This window comes from Nakamurella alba (assembly GCF_009707545.1).
Lineage (GTDB): Bacteria > Actinomycetota > Actinomycetes > Mycobacteriales > Nakamurellaceae > Nakamurella > Nakamurella alba.
The window spans coordinates 100,987-119,348 of record NZ_WLYK01000001.1 but is presented as its reverse complement, the minus strand read 5'-3'; the positions used below and the strand labels follow the sequence as shown (position 1 = coordinate 119,348).

At 68.3% G+C, this 18,362-nt stretch carries 20 protein-coding genes; 1 reads left to right on the top strand and 19 read right to left on the bottom strand.

Annotated elements, in window-relative coordinates; all coding sequences use genetic code 11:
* Nucleotides 1–5 precede the first annotated feature (5 nt).
* From GIS00_RS00560 to GIS00_RS00510, 11 genes are all read right to left on the bottom strand, one after another.
* Nucleotides 6–824, bottom strand: a complete 819-nt coding sequence (locus GIS00_RS00560; RefSeq protein WP_322097295.1) for an HpcH/HpaI aldolase/citrate lyase family protein — start codon at nt 822–824, stop codon at nt 6–8.
* Between the two features lie 55 nt (nt 825–879).
* On the bottom strand, nt 880–1,884 hold the full coding sequence (locus GIS00_RS00555; RefSeq protein ID WP_230312705.1) for a MaoC family dehydratase: 1,005 nt from the start codon (nt 1,882–1,884) through the stop codon (nt 880–882).
* A gap of 107 nt (nt 1,885–1,991) precedes the next feature.
* A complete protein-coding gene (locus tag GIS00_RS00550) occupies nt 1,992–3,188 on the bottom strand; it encodes an ABC transporter substrate-binding protein (RefSeq protein WP_196073052.1) in 1,197 nt (398 codons plus the stop codon).
* A 253-nt stretch (nt 3,189–3,441) separates the two neighbouring features.
* The gene (locus tag GIS00_RS00545; RefSeq protein WP_154766502.1) at nt 3,442–4,665 is read right to left on the bottom strand and encodes an acyl-CoA dehydrogenase family protein; all 1,224 of its coding nucleotides are present in this window, start codon (nt 4,663–4,665) and stop codon (nt 3,442–3,444) included.
* A complete protein-coding gene (locus tag GIS00_RS00540) occupies nt 4,662–5,807 on the bottom strand; it encodes an acyl-CoA dehydrogenase family protein (protein ID WP_154766501.1) in 1,146 nt (381 codons plus the stop codon). Before GIS00_RS00540 ends, GIS00_RS00545 begins: the two co-directional genes overlap by 4 nt.
* Complete coding sequence (locus tag GIS00_RS00535) at nt 5,800–6,702, bottom strand: SDR family NAD(P)-dependent oxidoreductase (RefSeq protein WP_154766500.1); 903 nt, start codon at nt 6,700–6,702, stop codon at nt 5,800–5,802. Before GIS00_RS00535 ends, GIS00_RS00540 begins: the two co-directional genes overlap by 8 nt.
* On the bottom strand, nt 6,695–7,150 hold the full coding sequence (locus GIS00_RS00530; RefSeq protein ID WP_154766499.1) for a Zn-ribbon domain-containing OB-fold protein: 456 nt from the start codon (nt 7,148–7,150) through the stop codon (nt 6,695–6,697). Before GIS00_RS00530 ends, GIS00_RS00535 begins: the two co-directional genes overlap by 8 nt.
* The gene (locus GIS00_RS00525) at nt 7,147–8,319 is read right to left on the bottom strand and encodes a thiolase C-terminal domain-containing protein (RefSeq protein WP_154766498.1); all 1,173 of its coding nucleotides are present in this window, start codon (nt 8,317–8,319) and stop codon (nt 7,147–7,149) included. Before GIS00_RS00525 ends, GIS00_RS00530 begins: the two co-directional genes overlap by 4 nt.
* Nucleotides 8,312–9,973, bottom strand: a complete 1,662-nt coding sequence (locus GIS00_RS00520; protein ID WP_154766497.1) for a class I adenylate-forming enzyme family protein — start codon at nt 9,971–9,973, stop codon at nt 8,312–8,314. The genes GIS00_RS00525 and GIS00_RS00520 overlap by 8 nt, the downstream gene beginning before the upstream one ends.
* Nucleotides 9,970–10,419 carry a MaoC/PaaZ C-terminal domain-containing protein gene (locus GIS00_RS00515; RefSeq protein ID WP_322097294.1) on the bottom strand — a complete coding sequence of 150 codons (450 nt, stop codon included), beginning with the start codon at nt 10,417–10,419 and terminating at the stop codon, nt 9,970–9,972. Before GIS00_RS00515 ends, GIS00_RS00520 begins: the two co-directional genes overlap by 4 nt.
* Entirely contained in the window at nt 10,416–10,847 is a 432-nt protein-coding gene (locus GIS00_RS00510) for an FAS1-like dehydratase domain-containing protein (protein ID WP_196073051.1), read from the bottom strand. Before GIS00_RS00510 ends, GIS00_RS00515 begins: the two co-directional genes overlap by 4 nt.
* Before the next feature lie 107 nt (nt 10,848–10,954).
* Between GIS00_RS00510 and GIS00_RS00505 the strand changes: the two genes are divergently transcribed.
* A complete protein-coding gene (locus GIS00_RS00505; RefSeq protein ID WP_154766496.1) occupies nt 10,955–11,665 on the top strand; it encodes a TetR/AcrR family transcriptional regulator in 711 nt (236 codons plus the stop codon).
* Between the two features lie 3 nt (nt 11,666–11,668).
* On the opposite strand, the gene GIS00_RS00500 is transcribed toward GIS00_RS00505, so the two are convergent.
* Genes GIS00_RS00500 through GIS00_RS00470 form a run of 8 tightly spaced genes read right to left on the bottom strand, consistent with a single transcriptional unit; the run spans nt 11,669 to nt 18,362 of the window.
* Entirely contained in the window at nt 11,669–12,217 is a 549-nt protein-coding gene (locus GIS00_RS00500) for a nuclear transport factor 2 family protein (protein WP_154766495.1), read from the bottom strand.
* A 1-nt stretch (nt 12,218) separates the two neighbouring features.
* Entirely contained in the window at nt 12,219–13,457 is a 1,239-nt protein-coding gene (locus tag GIS00_RS00495) for a cytochrome P450 (protein WP_154766494.1), read from the bottom strand.
* Nucleotides 13,458–13,472: 15 nt separating this feature from the next.
* The gene (locus GIS00_RS26745) at nt 13,473–13,949 is read right to left on the bottom strand and encodes a nuclear transport factor 2 family protein (protein WP_196073050.1); all 477 of its coding nucleotides are present in this window, start codon (nt 13,947–13,949) and stop codon (nt 13,473–13,475) included.
* Between the two features lie 43 nt (nt 13,950–13,992).
* A complete protein-coding gene (locus GIS00_RS26740; RefSeq protein ID WP_196073049.1) occupies nt 13,993–14,547 on the bottom strand; it encodes a hypothetical protein in 555 nt (184 codons plus the stop codon).
* Between the two features lie 60 nt (nt 14,548–14,607).
* Nucleotides 14,608–15,465, bottom strand: a complete 858-nt coding sequence (locus GIS00_RS00485; RefSeq protein WP_154766492.1) for an enoyl-CoA hydratase/isomerase family protein — start codon at nt 15,463–15,465, stop codon at nt 14,608–14,610.
* On the bottom strand, nt 15,458–16,174 hold the full coding sequence (locus GIS00_RS00480) for an enoyl-CoA hydratase/isomerase family protein (RefSeq protein WP_154766491.1): 717 nt from the start codon (nt 16,172–16,174) through the stop codon (nt 15,458–15,460). The genes GIS00_RS00485 and GIS00_RS00480 overlap by 8 nt, the downstream gene beginning before the upstream one ends.
* A complete protein-coding gene (locus GIS00_RS00475) occupies nt 16,171–17,085 on the bottom strand; it encodes an enoyl-CoA hydratase/isomerase family protein (protein WP_154766490.1) in 915 nt (304 codons plus the stop codon). The genes GIS00_RS00480 and GIS00_RS00475 overlap by 4 nt, the downstream gene beginning before the upstream one ends.
* Nucleotides 17,082–18,362 (bottom strand): CaiB/BaiF CoA transferase family protein, encoded by a 1,281-nt coding sequence (locus tag GIS00_RS00470; protein WP_154766489.1) that lies wholly within the window; start codon nt 18,360–18,362, stop codon nt 17,082–17,084. The genes GIS00_RS00475 and GIS00_RS00470 overlap by 4 nt, the downstream gene beginning before the upstream one ends.

Sequence of the window (18,362 nt, the reverse complement as noted above, 5' to 3'; positions counted from 1 at the left end):
GCGGCTCAACGCAGCTCTCGACGCGACCGATCGAGGATGCGCCGAGCACGCTCCACCACCGGACGGTCGACCATGCGGCCGTCGACCTGGACGGCGGCGTCCCCGGCGGAGACCACCGACATCGCCCACCTCGTCTCCTCCGCGGAGGGTTCGTAGGACTCCCGGACCACACCGACCTGTGCGGGGTGAATGCAGAGCGCGCCGCCGAAACCCCAGGCGCGACCGCGACACGCCGCCCGGCGCACGGCATCGAGATCGTTGATGTCGGGTGACGGACTGTCCCACGGCGGTGTCAGACCGGCGGCCGCGGAAGCGAACACCACCGCAGCACGGGCGTGGTCCAGCGCCGGCGAATCGGACTCGACGCCCAGCTCGGCAGCCAGGTCCAGCAACCCGAGGGCGATCCGGCGCACCCCGGGGACGGCTGCCACCTCTCGCGCCGCCATCACTCCGGCCGCCGTCTCGATCAAGGGAACGACCGGCACGCCGACCGCTGCCAATTGGGCGGAGATGGCGCTGACCGCCGACGCATCGTCCGCCTTGGGGATCATGACGCCCTGCAGGTTCGGTCCGGCCCGGGCGGCCAGCTCCCGCAGCTGGTGCTCCGCACACGAGTCGGTCGGTGCGACCATGCGGACCACCGCACGCATCCCGCCGGTTCCGAGGGCATCCAGCACATGCAGCAGGGCTGCGTCCTTCTCGTCGTCCGGTACCGCGTCCTCGAGGTCGAGGACCACGACATCACCGGCCGCACCGGCCTTCGCGAATCGATCGGGGCGGTTGCCCGGCACGAACAGCGCTGCCACACCGCCGAGATCGTTCACCGGACCGCCCCGGGGCGCCCTGTCGATACCACCTCCGCCTCCACCCGGGCCTTCCTCAAGCCACCACGGCGGCGAGGGTCCAGTCCAGGACCCGGCCGCCGTCCGAGCCGTCGTCGCGGCGGGCATCCACCTCGACATGCAGATCGACGATCCCGCCGCCCATGTCGAGCGCGCGCCGGCCCACCACCTCGATGGAGGCACCGAGCAGGTCCCCCTCGTACACCGGCCCGGTGTGGTCGCACCCCTCCCACCTCAGCACCGTGACGAGAGTCGGTACAGCCAGGCACATCTGATGGAGGGCGAGACCGATGGTGTGACCGCCGTACACCAGCCGACGTCCGCCGGCCGCCCGTGCATCGTGGTGGATCGTCGCGATGTTGCCGGTGAGCCGAGCCAGTTCCGGCGCGCTGCTGACCAGATCGGGCATCTTGACCTGCCACCGGCGACCCACGGTCATCGCCGCGAAGTGCTCGCCGGGCACGGCCGCCCGGAATGCCGCGAGATCCCAAGCTCGAAGGTCACCCTCGATCCCGAAGTCGATCACGTCCACGGAAGAGGACAGGTCGTCCCGGCGCCCTGTCCCGACCTGCAGACCGGACTGCAGCAACATGGCGCAGCGAAGGTAGTCGAGGACAACAGAGCCTGTCTGGTCCTTGGTGACGATGTGCAGGACCGCCAACCCGGTCGGCGGGCGGCCCTCGCGCACCGAGTTCTCGCGCAGCGCTTCGACTGTCGTCGTCGTGTGCAGTGTGTCGCCGACCGTCGGGAAGCGCCCGAACCCCAGGTGACGGTAGAACAGGTTCGCCCGCACGTGTTGCGTCACGGCGGTGGACTGCCCGATCGAGATGTCCCACACCAGCGACGGCTGCACGAAGGGAGCTCCGGTCACCCTCCTTGCCAGTCCGTCGTCGAGGGCGAGGGGCAACCGGTTCCCGACGATCGACCGGTGGACCGCACGCATGCCCTCGGTGATCGTCACCGACGGCGAGTCGGCGAACACCTGGCCGATCTCCAGTTCATCGAAGAACGGCCCGCGCACTGTTCCCGGAATCTCCGTCACGTGGGTCCTTCCGTTCAGATCGCCGGGTAGGTATCCCCAGCGGCCGCGGGGCCGGCGTCCGCCCGGCAGCGTCGTTGCCGAAACGGCCGGGCGGACGTCGACCTGCGTCAGGGTGCGGTGATGAGCAAGCCGGATTCCGGGTCGTATTCCAAGGTGCTCATCGCATTGCTGAAGCCGTTCGGTCCATTCGCCCAGGAGATCGTGGAACCTTCCTTGCCGGCCACACCTGCGTACGGCGGCAGCGCGACCAGGGCTGCCTTCAGCTTGTCACCATCGGTGTCACCACCTGTCACGTCGAGCGCCTTCTTGAGCAACATGAAGGCGTCGTAGGTGGCTCCGGCCGGTTCCGCCAGACCGCCTGCAGCCTCCTCCGCGGTCCCGCCGTACTCGGCCGCGTACTTCTTGGCGAACTCGGCGTAGGCGGGCTTGTCGGGCTGCTTGTTCTGGATGCTGTAGATCTTGATCTGCTTGTAGGCGTCACCGCCGATACGGACGGCGTCGGGCGCGACCGGCGACGACAGTCCGAGCACCGGCACGTCCAGGCCCTGCTCCGCCATCGTCTTGATGTCGAGACCGGCATCCGCCGCCGACGAACCGATGAGGACGATCCCGTCCGGGTCCTGCGCCTTGACCGCGGCGATCGCCGAGGACACGTCGGTGGCGTTGAGCGCGTAGCCGACCTCGGTACCAGCGGTGACGCCGGCCTCGGTCAGCGCGGTGTTGGTGGCCTCCCACAGTGTCGAACCTGACGGTGAGTCATCGTGCAGCACAACGACCTTCTTCATGCCCAGGTTCTTCGCGGCGGCAGCGAACAACGCCGGGTAGTCGGTCTGCACATGCGTCGTCCGGAAGACGAACTGCGAGCCGTCGGTCAGTTGCGGCGAGATGGTCGACGGAGACATGAACACGATCTTGCGCGGGTCGGTCAGCTGGCGGATCGCCAGCCCTTCGATGGTCGTGTAGGCGCCGATGAAGACCTGTGCACCGTCGACGGTGATCGCCCGTTGCGTCACCTTCGCCGTCTCGTCGGCCGTCAGCTGGTCGTCGTAGGACTTGATCTCCAACTGTTTGCCGCCGGCGCCGCCCGCCGCGTTGATCTCCTTCACTGCCAGCTCCCCGGCGTTCAGGATCTGCTGCGCGGTGGTGGCGTTGCCACTGGTCAGCGGAAGAGGCATCGCCACCACGATGGTGCCGGCACCCTGTGCGGTGCTGCTCCCCCCGGTGTCGGAGCCGGAACCGCACCCGGCGAGCACGAGCGTTGCACTGGTCAGGATCGCGCCGATCGCGATCTTCGGAATCCTCATCGATTCACTCCTGGTCGGTGGTGGGGGAACGGATGTCCTGCAGGCGGGTGCCGGCGTGGTACGGGCGGCCGGGAAATCCCGGCGGCCCCGGGGGCAGCAATGGTGTTCACAATGGTTTGTGTGGTTAACCATTGGCCGCGACTGACGATCGCTTCGGAGAAGAAAGGTCGGCGTCCGGTGGAGCAAATCCACGGGAATGCTACCGTGCGCCCCGTCACATCGCCACCCTCCGCCGTCACATTGCCGAATGTTTTCATCCGCGACGGAGCTGGTCGAACGGCAATGACCGCCCGTCCTCCCGGTCGGCGGGGAGTTGCAGGATCCGCTCGGCGATGATGTTCCGCTGGATCTCGTCGGTGCCACCGGCGATCCTCAGGTACGGCGAAGTGAGCAGGTTGGCCTGCCACGCTCCTGCGCCCACACCGTCCGATCCGGAAAGGAGCGCATCCGGACCCAGGATGCGCATGGCGATGTCGTTCCCGACCCGCTGCACATCGGCGTACTCGAGCTTGAAGATGGAGGCCTCCGGACCGGGCTGGGCACCGGCTGCTGCGCGCTGCTCGGTGCGCCGGGTCAGTGCGGCGAGAGCACGGTTGCGCACGTGGACCGCGACGATGGCGTCCACCAGGACCGGATCGGGCAGGGATGCCGAGCCGCGATGCCTCGCCACCGAGTTGCCGAGACCGATCAGTTGCTCCGCCTCGATGCCGGGATCGCCACCGATCGCCGACCGTTCGTTGCCCAACGTGGTACGCACCACCTGCCACCCGTTCCCGACGCCGCCCAGCACGCTGTCCGCCGGCAGCACCACATCGTCGAGGAACACCTCGGCGAAATGGGAACCACCGTTCATCTGGCGCAGTGGTCGCACCGTGACCCCGGGTTCGTGCATGCCGGCGACGAAGTAGGTCAGTCCCCGATGCTTCGGCACCGAGAAGTCGGTTCTGGCAACGAGAATCGCGAGATCCGCGTCGTGTCCGCCGGAGGTCCAGACCTTCTGTCCGGTGACGTGCCAGCCGTCGTCCCGGAGTTCGGCCCGGGTTGCGAGCGAGGCGAGGTCGCTGCCTGCGCCGGGCTCGCTGAAGAGCTGGCACCAGAGGTCCGCCCCGGACAGGATGCGGGGAAGATATCGCGACCTCTGTTCGTCCGTCCCGTGCGCGAGGATCGTCGGTCCGACGAGATCCATGGCCACCTTGAACGACTCGAGCTCGAGATCGTAGTCCGACGACAGTTTCAGGAACAGGCGTTCTTCGGTCTCACCGAGTCCTGCGCCGCCGAATTCGACCGGCCACGAGATCCCCGCGAGCCCCGCGGCGGAGAGCGCCGCCTGCCTCCGGCGGGCACGCCCGATCTCACCGGGTCTCGGGTCCCGCACGCTGGCCACCGGGGGCAGCTCTCCCGCGGCACGGCGGGGAACGTTCGCCTCGAGCCAGTCGCGCGCACGGACGCCGAAGTCGGCGGATGTCGCCCTGCTCATGCCCGCCACCCCCGCTGCAGCGCGATGGCAGACCTCAGCTCGGCGGCGGCGCCGAATGTCACCTCGGACGACTTCGCCCGACGGAAGAACAGATGTGCGTCGTGCTCCCAGGTGAACCCGATACCGCCGTGCAGCTGGATCATCTCGGAGGCGACGAAGGTGAACGCGTCGGCGGCGTAGGCCGCGGCGGCGAGCACCGTCTCACGGGCATCGTTCCCCGACTCCGACACCGCGTCGACCGCCTCCGCGGCCAGTGCACTCATCAGCTCGACCCTGGCCAGCATATCGGCGCAGCGATGCTTCACCGCCTGGAACGACCCGATCGGACGACCGAACTGGTGCCGGACCTTGACGTACTCGACCGTCAACTCCAGGGCGTGCCGGGCCGCGCCGGCGGATTCAGCGGCGAGCAGGGCCGCTCCGGTCAGGACAGCCCTGACCACGGCATCGGAGCAGTCACCGGCGCCGACAACTTCTCCTTCCACGTCCGTCAGCTCGACCCCGGCCGCCGGCCTCGTCGGATCGAGGTGGTCGGCCGGGAGGAACCGGAGCCCGACGGCATCCGCCGCGACGGACACGACTCCGAGCGCACCGGAGGGATCACGACCGACCACGAACAGGCGGTCGACCCGGTCACCGTCGATCACGTGGTGCAGGCGCCCGTTCACGGTGGCCGTCGATCCCTCGATGTCGATCCGGACGGGTGTCGACCGCGGATCCCAGTCCCCGGCCGGGCCCACCCAGCCGACGGTGGCAATACTGCTGCCCGAGATCACCGGCGCGAGCGCCGCCACGGCATCGTCCGTCCCCAGGGCCGTGAGCAGTGGTACGGCCAACCCGAGGGTGCCGAAGGACGGCACCGGGACCAGGTTCCGCCCTAGTTCCTCGAAGACAACGCCGGCCAGGCCCGGGGCGAGCCCGTCACCGCCGAGGACTGTGGGCACGGCCAGGCCGACGAGCCCCAGCTCGCCCACCATCCGTCGCCACAGGACGGAGGGATCGTCACCGGTACCGTCCAGGTAGCGACGTGTGACGGCGAGTGGCGCGACATCGGCCAGGAAGGCCCGCAACGTGCTCCTGATCTCGGCCTCCAGCGCCAGTGCCTCGGCCGGGTCCTCGACCGCCGGTGATGCGCTAGGCATGGGCGGCGGTGGGGTCCGGGAACGGCGCGAGCGCCGGCGAGCGGTCGCGGAACAGCTCTGCTGCCGCCGGAATGAGTTCGGCCACTGTCCATCTGGAGTCCCGGTCGAGGTGGGCGACCTCCTGCCACGGTTCCAGCAAGGACACCGTGCCACCGTGGACGACGAAGGTCCGACCGGTGATCTCGGACGACGCATCGGAGCACAGGTAGCCCACAAAGGGGGCGATGTTGTCCGGATCCCATCGGTCGAACCCCTCGCCGGCGTCGAACAGTCCGAGGTGCTCGGTCATCGGGGTGCGGCTCCGTGGACAGATGGCGTTGACCGAGATGCCGTAGCGCTCCAGCTCCCTCGCCGCCACCATCGCCAGTCCGACGATCCCGGCCTTGGCGGCGGAGTAGTTGGCCTGCCCGACGTTCCCGTAGAGCCCTGCCTCCGAGCTCGTCATCACGACGTGTGCCCCTGCAGGGCGACCGGTCTCCTTCGCCAGCTGCCGCCAGTGGGCGGACGCGGCCCGCAACGGTGCGAAGTGGCCCTTCAGGTGGACGGCCATCACCGCATCCCACTCGTCCTCGACCATGTTGACCAGCATCCGGTCGCGGATGATCCCGGCGTTCAGTACCAGTCCGTCCAACGCACCGAACGACGAGAGCGCCTTCTCCACCAGGCTTTCGCCACCGGACCAGGTCGAGATGTCGCTGTCGTCGGCGACCGCCGTTCCTCCCGATGCCCGGATCGCCCCGGCCGCCGCAGCGGCGGCACTCCGACCGTCCGGTGTGGTCCCGAGATCGTTGACGACGACGCGGGCACCTTCGGACGCGAGCAGCTGTGCATGGCTCAGCCCGATGCCACGCCCGGCACCGGTCACCGCGATGACCTTGCCGTCGAGTTCACCCATGGGACCCGTCCTCCCCCGCCACCGGCTGGTCCGAGGTGTCCGGTCGCCAGAACGGCAGGCCGATCTCCCCGTAGACGACGGGGTAGCCCCGCACACGCATGCCGATGCGGACCTGCTCGGGCTCGCAGTCGGTGATCGTGCCCATGATCTTGATCCCGCCGGCCAGTGCGATCATGGCGACCGGGTACGGCGCCTCCGAACGGAACGGCTCGGTGCCCATCTGTCGGATGATCGTGTAGGTCCACACCACCCCGGCCGGTTCCTGCTCCTCGAAGACCGGTGTCGCACCGCACTTCTCGCAGAGCGCACGAGGATAGTGCTGCCAGTGACCGCACTCCGGGCAGTGCTGGACGACCAGCCTTCCGGCGGCCCACTCCCCGAAGTACGTGCGGGTGTACTCGTCGCCCAGCCGCGGGAGCGGGCGCGACACCGTCGGGTTGATCCTCATGCCGCACGCTCCGATCCCAGCAGCACGGCACCGATCGCCGAGGCCCAGCCGCCGGATCCACCGGCCATCACGACATCGCAGTTGGGCACCTGCACCTCGCCGGCCTCACCTCGCACCTGGCGCACTCCCTCGATCAGGAGGTGCATGCCACGCATGCCTGGATGGCATGACGACAGCCCGCCGCCGTCGGTGTTGGTGGGGAGACGGCCCCCGGGTCGGAGATTGCCTTCGGCGACGAAGGGACCGCCCTCCCCCTGTTTGCAGAACCCGAAACCCTCGATCAGCAGCAGGACCGTGATGGTGAAGCTGTCGTAGGTCATCAGTGCCTTCACGTCGTCCACCGACAGGCCCGTTCCGGCAAAGGCGTCAGCCGCCGCGCGGGGAGCGCCGGTGGTGTCGAACGTCGGTGACTGGTGGATGCTCCAGTGGGTCTGGGCGACACCGCTGCCGAGCACGTGGACTGCCGGCCGTGCGAGGTCCTTCGCCCGCTCCGCGGTGGTCATGATGATGGCACCTCCGCCGTCCGACACGACACAGGAGTCGAGCAGCTTCAGCGGGTCCGCGACGTAGCGGGAGTTCATCACGTCGTCGACGGTGATGGGTTTGCGGTACATCGCATGCGGGTTGTGCGCGGCGTAGGCGCGGGTGGACACCGCGACCTCGGCGAGTTGCTCCTCGGTGGTGCCGAACTCGTGCATGTGCCGCTGCGCGAAGAGGGCGTAGGAGCCGACCACGGAGTTCCCGTACGGGGATTCGTACTGGCGCATGCCGAACGGCCGCAGGTCGCCGCCGCCGGTGCCCAGCGTCCGGCCGACCGCGGAGTACAGGTCGCTGCCGTAGGTGATCACCGCGACCTCGACCAGGCCGGCCCGGATCGCCAACGCGGCGTGTTGCACCAGGTGCTCGAACGAGGAGCCTCCGGTGTAGGTGCTGTCGGCATAGCGGTACTCGATGCCGAGGTACTCCGCGATCTCCGGCACGGAATAGGTGTCCATCCCCGGGATCACCGCGTCGGCGGTGAAAAGACCGTCGATGGAGGACTTCTCGATACCACTGTCGGCCAGCGCACGCTGCAGTGCCTGTGCATGGTGGCCCAGCACGTCCAGGTGCGGTGCCCTGGGGTAATCGGAGACGCCGACCCCCACGATCACCGGTCTGCGGTCAGACATCCTTCGCCTCTTTCTGTTCGGCATTGACAGGCGGCAGCGCCGCGTCGTTCTCCCCCGCATCGATCAGGACGTTCTTGCGGACCTTGCCGCTGGCGGTCCGGGGGAGACCCTCCGCCAGCACCCGCCAGGTCACGGGGAACTTCTGTTTCGCGAATCCGAGCGCGTCGAGATGGTCGAGCAGCGGCTGCGGCCCGTTCCAGACCACACCGTCGGACAACCGCAGGAAGGCCGCGACCCTCTCTCCGAATCTCTCGTCCGGCAGGCCCGCGACCGCCACCTCCAGGACGTCCGGGTGCTGCACGAGGGCGAGCTCGATCTCCTGGGCGGAGAACTTCTCCCCACCCCGGTTGATGATGTCCTTCAGCCTGCCGGTCATCTTCAGCCAACCGTCGTCCGTCACGTAGCCGACATCACCGGTGTAGAACCAGCCCTCGTCGTCGAGCTGGCGGGCGGATGCAGCCGGGTCGGTGTATCGCTCCATCACCTGGGGCCCCCGGACCCGCAGCTCGCCCTCCTCGAACGGCGGCAGTACCCGGCGCAGTTCGTCGACGGCCTCAACGGTCATCGACGGGAAGATGCGGCCGTCGAGCTCGGCACGGCGTTCCAGCGGGTCGCCAGGCCCGAAGCCCGACAGGGTGCCGGCCTCCGTCATGCCGTAACAACTGCCGGCCGTCACGCCGAAGTCCGCCGCGCGCCGGATCAGCGCCGGCGGGGTGACCGACCCCGCGCTCGCGTAGAGCCTGATCGGCCGGTCGGAGAATCGGCCCGAGGCGTAGATGTCGACCATCTCGGACAGGAAGAGCGCAGCTCCGAGCATCACCGTCGCGGCCTCCTGCTCGGCGATCTCCGCGGCCTCGATCGCACGCCAGTGGGGCAGCACCACGACCCGGGCGCCAGTGAACAACGGCAGGAGGATGGCCGCGTTGAACCCGCCCAGATGGGACAGCGGGGTCCCGACCAGATACACGTCGTCGGACCTCACCTGGAACGTCGAGACCCAGTTCCGGGCGTGCGCGAGGCACTCCCGAGCGGTGAGCACCGCGCCTTTGGACTTCGCGGTCGTACCCGAGGTGTAGAGGATCAGCGCAGGCTCGTCCGGCCTCCCGGGCTCGGGAAGGTCGACGTCGTCGACACTCTCGGGGAGGTCGCGGAACGGCACCCAGCCGTCGGCGTCACCGCCGATGACGTAGCGCACGCGCGGCGCCCAGTCCGTGCTGGACAGGATCGTGTCGATCTCGGTCGGTGGTGTCCGCGAGCTGACCGTGGCCGCCACCGCCACCGCGGCGGGGCGCGCGTCGTCGAGGATGTGCCGCAGCTCGTGCTCCCGGTAGATCGGGATGACAGGGACGTCGACCGCGCCGATCCGGAAGGCCGCCAGCTGGAGCACCAGCGCCTCCAGCCGGTTGGGCACCTGGATCAGGATCCGGTCGCCCCGGCCGATGCCGCGACCCACGAGATCCGCCGCGACGGCGTCGACCCAGCCGGAGAAGCGTCGGTAGGTCCACCTCTCACCGCCGAAACTCACGTACTCGTCGTCCGGGCGGCGGACAGCCTGCCGGATCAGCAACGACCCCAGCCGGTCGGGCTCGTCCTCCCACCCGACTGCACCATCGGCACCAGGTACGGCGGGGTGGATGAGCCCGGGCGTCGTCATGATGCGTCTCCCATGTCGGTGGCCGTTCGGTGATGAGGAGGAAGTTCGAACTCGGCGGTCGCGGACACGGCGACTCCCCCGCCCTGCCGGGCGCACACCAGTTCCACGGTGATGTTCCTGGTCTCCCCTGCGCCGGAAGCGATCTCACCGACCACCCGAGCGGACAGATGCAGGACGTCCCCGGGCCAGACCTGCTCGCGGAATCTGGCGCGGAACCTGCGGATGGTCTGCGCTCCCCAGATCGACGTCGCATATCCGGCGAGCAGGCCGGCCGGGAGCATCCCGACGGCGAAGGCCTCCGGGTACCCGGCGGCTCGTGCGAACCCGTCGTCGTGGTGGATGGGATTGAAGTCGCCGGAGGCTCCCTGGTAGCGGACGATGTCGGTGCGGGACACCGGGCCCACGGTCCGCGGCAGCGGATCGGCGGAGGTGACGGTGGTGGTCACGAGGCGTCCACGGCCGCAGCGGTCTCGATCGCCGTCATCTCGGCGGTGGCAACCAGGGCGCCGTCCTCGGATCGGAACTCGGTCGACCGCACCGCGAATCTCATGACTCCTCCTCGCCGGCCGCTCTTCTCGTAGCGCCGGGTCACCGCCGAGGTCGCCCACAGCGTGGTCCCGGCAACGGGCGGGGGGCCGTGGAAGACGAATTCCTGTTCGCCGTGCAACGTCCGGCCGAGCTCGAAACCGAGATCCTCGGCCACCTGGACCGGATCCTCGACGAATTGCAGGACGGTCAGGAACGTGGCCGGGATGCTCATGGCACCCGAGTCGTCCTGGAGTTCCGACAGGTCGATCCGGACGGCCCGGGCGAACTCACGCACCTTGCCCGGCTCGACCACCAGCGGAACGGCCGCCGGCCCAGCATCCGACATCTGCGGACCTCCATGTCCGGTCGTCACTACTGTAAGCCTTACAGTAACGCCATGCAGAACGGTATGACATCATCTGCGGGACCGCAAGCCCGGAAGGGGGTACGACTGTGGCCGGACGACCGACGAGCACCCGCCGCGAACGCGGCTCGCTGAGTACCGAGGACATCCTCGATGCGGCGTTCGCCGTGGCCGGAACCACTGGGGTCGACGGAATGTCGGTCCCGGAGGTGGCCAAGCACATGGGTGTCGGGGTCACCAGCATCTACTGGCACTTCCGCAAGAAGGACGACCTGGTGCGGAGCATGAGTGATCGTGCGGTCCGGACGGTCGTCGCAGCCCTTCCGGTACCGACCACGGGGCAGGACGTCCGTGAGTTCCTGGAGAACTACTTCAGACAGCTGCGGGACGTCCATCGGCGGAACGACGTACTCACCGATCTGACCTGGACGAGGATCCGCTCGTACAGCCTCGACTCGACACATGTGCTGTACCACCACATCGAGGTGATCCTGGAGTTCATGATCGGGGCCGGCTTCGTCCCGCTCACGGCCTGGAACTCGTTCAGCACCGGCTACACGTTCACTCGTGGGGTCGTGGTGGGAGAGCGCATCCAACACCTCAACCACTCCCCGATCCTGCGCGACACCGTCTCGAAGCTTCTTGATCACGACACCATGCCGATCCTGTCCGAGTTGCTCAGCAACGACGGGATCATGCTGGCCATGGTGTCCGACACGGAGTTCGACCACGGGCTGCGTCTGATCCTGGACGGCATCGTCGCAAGCGGGGACGCCCGGCTGCGGTCCGGACGCGGGTGACGATCACACCCCTGGGGTCCGCGCTGCGGCGAGGTGCGCGTACGACTGGTCGGACGGAGTCCGGTCCGCACCGCTGCCGATCGTCAGACCTGCCACCGTCTCCTCCCAGAAGAAGTCCCGGCGGTACCGCCGGTGGTCGATCGCCCACCTCCCGTTCCTCCGGGACAGCGCGTCGAGGTAGCGCCCGTGGACGCGGCGGACCACATGATGACCCACTCCCTGCGGAGCCGGCATGACGAGCGTTGCCGTCACGTAGGTCTCGGACGCTGCCGCGTCCCCGGACACCTCGATCGTCGCGTTCGACATCTGGTGATGGCTGGCGAGCAGGGTGCGGTTGTAGTCGTTCAGCCAACGGATCAGGTCGGGACCGCTGCCGGAGAAGATGTCGGCTCCGTAGTCGCCGGTCCCGTCCTCGTGGAAGATCGAGCAGCCGAGTTCGTCGTCGATCCGGTCCATCGCACGGAAGTACCGCAGCAGCACCTCGTGGATCTCTGCCTTGGCAACGACGTCGCGCAGTTCACCGCCGGCGACGCCCGTCCCAGCATCGGTCATGTCAGAGCACCACCTTCAGCTCGACGGGCGCACGGAACTTCACTCCCACCTCCACCGGATCGAACCCCGGCGCGAGATCCATGTCGGGGAACCTGTCGAGCAGCGCGTTCACCCCGATCTCCAGCTCGTTCTTCGCGAGCATGGCCCCTACACAGGCGTGGATCCCGAACCCGAAGGCAAAGTGCTCACCCGAGCCGGAGAACGCCTTCTCGTGATTGAAGTCCTTCCGGTGCAGGTCGAAGGTCTCGGAATCGGAGAACCGGCGCTCGTCACGGTTCGCCGAAGCCATCACGAGATGCACCAGCGACCCCTCGGGCAGTTCCACCCCCGCGACCTCGACGTCCTGGGAGAGCACGCGGGCGTTCATCTGCGACGGCGGGGTCACCCTCAGGGTCTCGCTGATGGCCGGCAGCACCAGTGAACGATCATCCCGTACCTGCTCGAACAGTTCCCGGTCACGGAGGAGATGACGGAAGACACTGCCGAAGGTCTTGTCGGTGGTCTCCGAGCCGGCATTGAGCAGCTGGGTGGTGTGCGTGGCGACTTCTTCGTCCGACAGGCTCTCCCCCTCGATCTCGGCGGTGGCGAGGGTCGAGATCAGGTCGCTTCCAGGATGTCTGCGCCGCTCCTGGACGATCGGGGTCAGGTACTCCCACAGCTCCGCCCGCGCGGCGATGCCCGAGGCGTGCACCTCCGGATCCTGCGCGAGGTTCGCCAGGAACGCGATCATCCGGTTGTACCAGCCGAGGAACATCTCCTCGTCCTCGGTGGGCAGCTCCAGCATGGCGGTGATCACCGAGACCGGCAGCTTGTGGGCGAACACCTCGAGCAGATCGACCTCGTCTCCGGGCGCCAGCGGCTCGAGCAGTCCTTCCACGGTCCGGGCGATGCCGCCGTCGAGGATGCGCGTGACGTTCCGACGGATCACCGGGGTCCAGGAGTCGAGTCCGTGTCCGCGGAAGTTGGGGCTGACCAGGGCACGTTTGCGAGCGTGCTCACGCCCCTCCAGCTGCAGCAGGCTCCTGCCGAACACCGGCTCGAGCTGCCATTCGTAGTTCTTGGAGGTGAATGCCTTGTTGCGGTAACCGGCCAACACATCGGCGTGACGGGTGATCAGGTGCGACTTTGTGCTCGGGTCGTGATGCACCGGGTCCTCTGCGCGAAGGACCCGGTACACCGCATAGGGATCGGCTGATCCCGCCTCCGACAGCAGCGGCGGGACGGCGACGGTACCGGTCATGCCAGGGTCCTCCGATCAGAACGCGGGGAGCAGGCGGATGTCGGTGCCCTCGCTGACGAACCAGCGGGTGACCAGGCGCTTCGCAATCCGCCAGACACCGTCGCCGCGACGCTCGTAGCGGTCGTCGTACGTGGCCGACACCAGGCTGATCTTCCCGTCGTGGTGCTCGCAGATCGCGAAGCAGTCGCTCTTGCCGGTCGCGAGATCCGGTCCGTCGAAGGTGATCACGTGGTTGGTGGTCCAGTGCTTCGTGCTCTTCCACGCCTTGCCGATCACCACCTGGGACTGCCGGATCCCCTCGATGCCGATGAAGTCCCCACGACCACCGGGGATCAGGTACTCCGCGTCGTCGTGCCACAGCGACAGGAACAGGTCCAGCTCGCCGTGGTCGACCCCGCGGCAGTACCCGGCGACCAACTCCGCCAGGGCCGTGCGGCTGGTGAGCTCCTCGACCCGGTCCTCCAGGGAACGGATCTGCGTCGATGCCGTCATCTCGTGTCTCCTCGTCGTCGTCGGAAGTCGGAAAGCGGGCGTCTCAGCGCAGGCGCGCCGGGTAATCGGCGGGGAGGTCCTCGGCCGCCAGCGGCTCGATGGACTTGTCGAGGACGTACCGGTCCTCGCCCAGTGCCATCTCGTTCTCGTCGAAGTGCCAGAACACCACCGTGATCCCGGAGAGCATGTAGTGATCGGCGCGGTCGTCGTCCTGCGCGACGTAGCCCATCTCCTTGGCCACCTTGGCCGGCAGGATCTGTCGATAGCGTCCATCGGTGACGATCTGCTCGTCGTCGATCATCAGCCGGTCCTTGATGGACTCGATGACGTAGGAACCGCACTCGACCATCTGCTCGTAGTTCTCCACCACGGCCTTCCAGCCCTTCGGCCCGGTGTCGCCGGGCACATCGGCGAACACCCCGAATTCGTGGTACTGCGGGTCGGGTGCGAGGGAGGCCAACACGGGCTCGAGGTCGGCCTGCACCTCACCCTTGGCGTGCGCGACGACCTTGGCCAATTGGCGGCGCTGGCGATCGGTGGTGGCCTTGTGCATGTGCGGTTCGTAACTCGTCCAGGTCAGAGTGGCATCGAACTTCATGGTTCTCGTCCTTTCGGGAACGGCGGATGGGTGGATGGACGGAATGCGGCTGCTATCCGTTCAGAGCCCTTCCCGGGAAGCGTGCAGGGCGGCTTCCCGGCCGGACTCCCGGAGATCGCGGAGGAAGTTGGTCTCCCCCGGCTGGAAGTGGATGTTGCTGAGCGATGCTGCGACGACAGCTGTCGCGGCGAAGGAGAAGTCGACACCCATCTTGGCCAGAGAGGCGAAGACCGCGTACTTCTCCGAGACGATACCGTCACGCATGATCGAGGCGCACATCTCCGCATAGGAATCGACCGCGGCCGCCGCCGTGTCGACCGACTCGACCTTGTCGACCAGGCCGTACTCGAGTGCCTGCGCGGCGGTCCAGGACCGCCCGAGGTAGAACAGGTCCTTGGCCCGTTTCAACCCGACCTCCGCGATCAGCAGGGACATGTCGCCATCGACCCCGACGTTGTGCCAGCGCGGGCACCCGAACCTGGCATCGTCCGAAGCCACCACGATGTCCGAGCACAAGGTGAGGTAAAGGCCCGTCTCGAAACAGCGACCCCCGGCGTGCAGCACGGTCACCTTCCGACATTTCAGCAGGCGTGAGTAGAGCCCGCGCGGACCCCACCAGTTGTCCGCCTGCGCGATGAGGCGCGCCCGTTGACTCGGGTGCTTCTTGATCGCGCCGCCTGGAGCGTCCGTGTACACGTCCCAGATCTCGTCGACGTCCCAGCCCGCCGACAGGTCGTCACCGCGGAAATCGATCACCAGGACCTTGAGATCGTCGTCGTCGTCGACCAGATCGACGGCCCGGACGATCTCCGCGGCCATGGCCCGATCGATCGCGTTGTCGCGGTCGGGACGGTCCAGGGTCAACCGGGCGATGTGCTTGCCCCGATCGGCCTGGAAGTGCACTCGCGGGTCAGACATCGTTACCTCCGGGGCAGGCCGTCGCTGCTGCGTGGGCGTAGAAGCCGGCCAGGTCGAACTCGCGGCCGACGCCCGAGGCGTCCAGGACCGGTTGCTGGAGCATCTTCGACATCACGACGCCGTCGAGCGGCATCCGCGCGATCCGGGCCGCCGCCGACGCGACCCCGTCGCTGAGCTCCGACCTGGGGATCACCTCGTTCACCAGCCCGTAGGACCTTGCGGTCTCCGCGTCGAGCACACTGTCCCGTAGCATCCATGCCTTCGCCCGATCGAGGCGGACGGTCAACGCCGCGAGCACGAAGTTCGCCTCGGGGTGGCCCCGGAACGGCGAGGCGAACCGCGCGTCCTCGGCCGCCACCGTGATGTCCGTGGCCAGGACGAGCATGGTGCCGGCCCCCGAGCAGTTTCCCGACACCTCGGTGACGGTGACCTTCTTCGAGAACGTCAGTGCCTGATGGACGGCCGAGGCACCGGCGAACTCCTGCTGCCAGGTGGTGAAGACGGCTTCGGCGGCCGGGAGCCGGGTGGACCGGTCGGTCGCGAAGTCACCGGTCGAACGCAGCACCACCACCTTCACCTCGTCGTCGTCGGAAAGGTCGACGACGGCGTCCCGGAGCGCGCCGGCGAACCCCGCATCGCCCGCGCCCAGCGGGGCGAAGTCGTTCACCTCGATGACGGCGACCCAGTCCTGCACCGACGTGCGGATCATGTCCGCCCCCCGACGCGGTCGCGCGGGTCGACGGCGCCGTCCCGCTGTTTGTCCCGGTCCAGGGCCCCGCCCACGCCGACCTCCCTGGCGGTCTTCCAGAAGTTCATCTCGTCCGGCGCCGACTGCAGGAAGTGCGAGACCAACAGGCCCGTGATCGACGGGACGCTGGTGTCCATCACCGCCTCGGCCGCCTTGATCCGTGCCTTGAGGTAGAGCAACTCGGCGGCCGGTCGTCCGGAGATCTCCCTGGCGATCCGCTCGGCGGTGCCTGCGAGCTCGTCGACCGGGGCGGTCTCGTGCACCAGCCCGAGCAGGTGGGCTTCGGTGCCGGACATCGGCATCGCGGTGAAGCCGGTGCGGCGGACGGCCTTCGTGCCGATGATCCTGTTGATGTGCACGCTGGCCACTGCGCCGGCCGGACCCAGGAACCGTGCTTCGAGCGCGCCGATCCGCGCATCCTCGGCTGCCACCACCACATCCACCTTGCAGGCGATCATGAAGTAGGCGGCAGCTGCGCAGTACCCGTGGATCTGGGCGATCGTCACCTTCGCGGACCGGGAGATGGACTGGCTGAAGCCCAGTCTGCCCCAGGCCATGTCGGCCCCGTACCGATAGCCGACGTTGAGCGTCCGCCGCCGTTCGTGCGGGCGTCGCTGACCCCATTCCTCGTTGATCTCGTTGCCGCTGCAGAACGAACGGCCGTTGCCGCGGAACAGGACGACACGGACGCGATCGTCCGCATCTGCCTCCGCCATGAGATCGGAGATCCGATCCCGCATCGGCACGCTCATGGCGTTGTGCTTCTCCGGGCGGTTCAGGGTCAGCGTCGCGACGCCGGAGTCCGGGTCCACCTCGTAGAGCACCTGGTGCTCGGCCGCGGCGATGCTGTCGGGCGTTCCGTACCTGGTCATGCCACCGGCTCCGGGACGGCAGCGGACGACCCGACGAGCGGTTCCGGCGGGGCGCCGATCTCGACGATCCCGAGTTCGGCGAGCGTGGCGAGGTCGTCGTCCGCGAGGCCGGCCTGCGACAGCACCTCCGCACTGTGCTCGCCGAGTTCCGGGGTGAACGTCCCGACACGGAGCGGCGTGTGCTGCAGGTGGAACGCGGGTCCCACCAGCCGGATCGGGCCCGCCTGACGATCGTCCTGCTCCACGATGTAGCCGTTCGCCCGCACGTCGGGGTCGTCCGGCAGGTCGAGGAAGGAGTTGACGGGAGCGGCCGGCACCCGGTGCGCCTGCAGCACCCCGATCCATTCGTCACGATCCCGGGTGAGGAACGCCTGCTCGATGATCGGCTCCAGTTGGTCGCGGTTGGCCTCCCGGATCCGGCTCCGGCTGAACCGCTCGTCGTCCGAGAGCTGCCGCAGGCCCAACGCTTCCGCCAGACCGAACCACAGCTTCTGGTCGGTGGCACCGATGACGAGCCACTTGCCGTCCCGGGCCCGGAACGCGCCCGACGTCGAGGTGACCCGGGTGCCACCCAGCCGGAAGACGTGGTCGGCCTCGAGGGCGATGGTGACCTCCGCGGGATGCAGGGCGATGGACGCACCGACCAGGGAGGCGTCGACCCGCTGGCCGACACCTGTCCGTTCACGGGCGACCAGCGCGGACAGGACGCCCATGGCGAGGAACATGCCACCGGCGACGTCGGCCAGTCCTCTGGTGGCCAGGCGCGGCGTGCCGTCGGGTGCACGGTTGAAGTCCGAGACGCCCGACATCGCCTGCGCCACCATGTCGTACATGGGGTCGGCAGCGTTCGGACCGTTCGGCCCGTGCCCCGACCCGGCCGCGAACACGACCCGCGGGTTGACCGCCCGGATGTCGTCGTAACCCAGTCCGAGGCGGTCCATCACGCCGGCCCGGAAGTTCTCCACGACGACGTCGCAGTCCCGCGCCACCTCGAGCACCAGTTCCCGGCCCCGTGGCGTGGTGATGTCGATGGCCAACGAGCGCTTGCCCCTGTTGAGGACGTGGAAGAACCCGGCGAAGCCGCGTGGCGAGACCCGCAGGCGGCGATCCCACTCGCCGCCGGGACGCTCGACCTTGATGACGTCGGCGCCCAGATCGGCCAGGATCCTGGTGGCGTAGGGGCCTTGCATGAATCGGGTGAAGTCCAGTACCCGGATGCCCGTCAGCGCACCGGTTCCCGGCGCGGGGTCGGGCACGACAGGGTTGGTGCTCGTCAC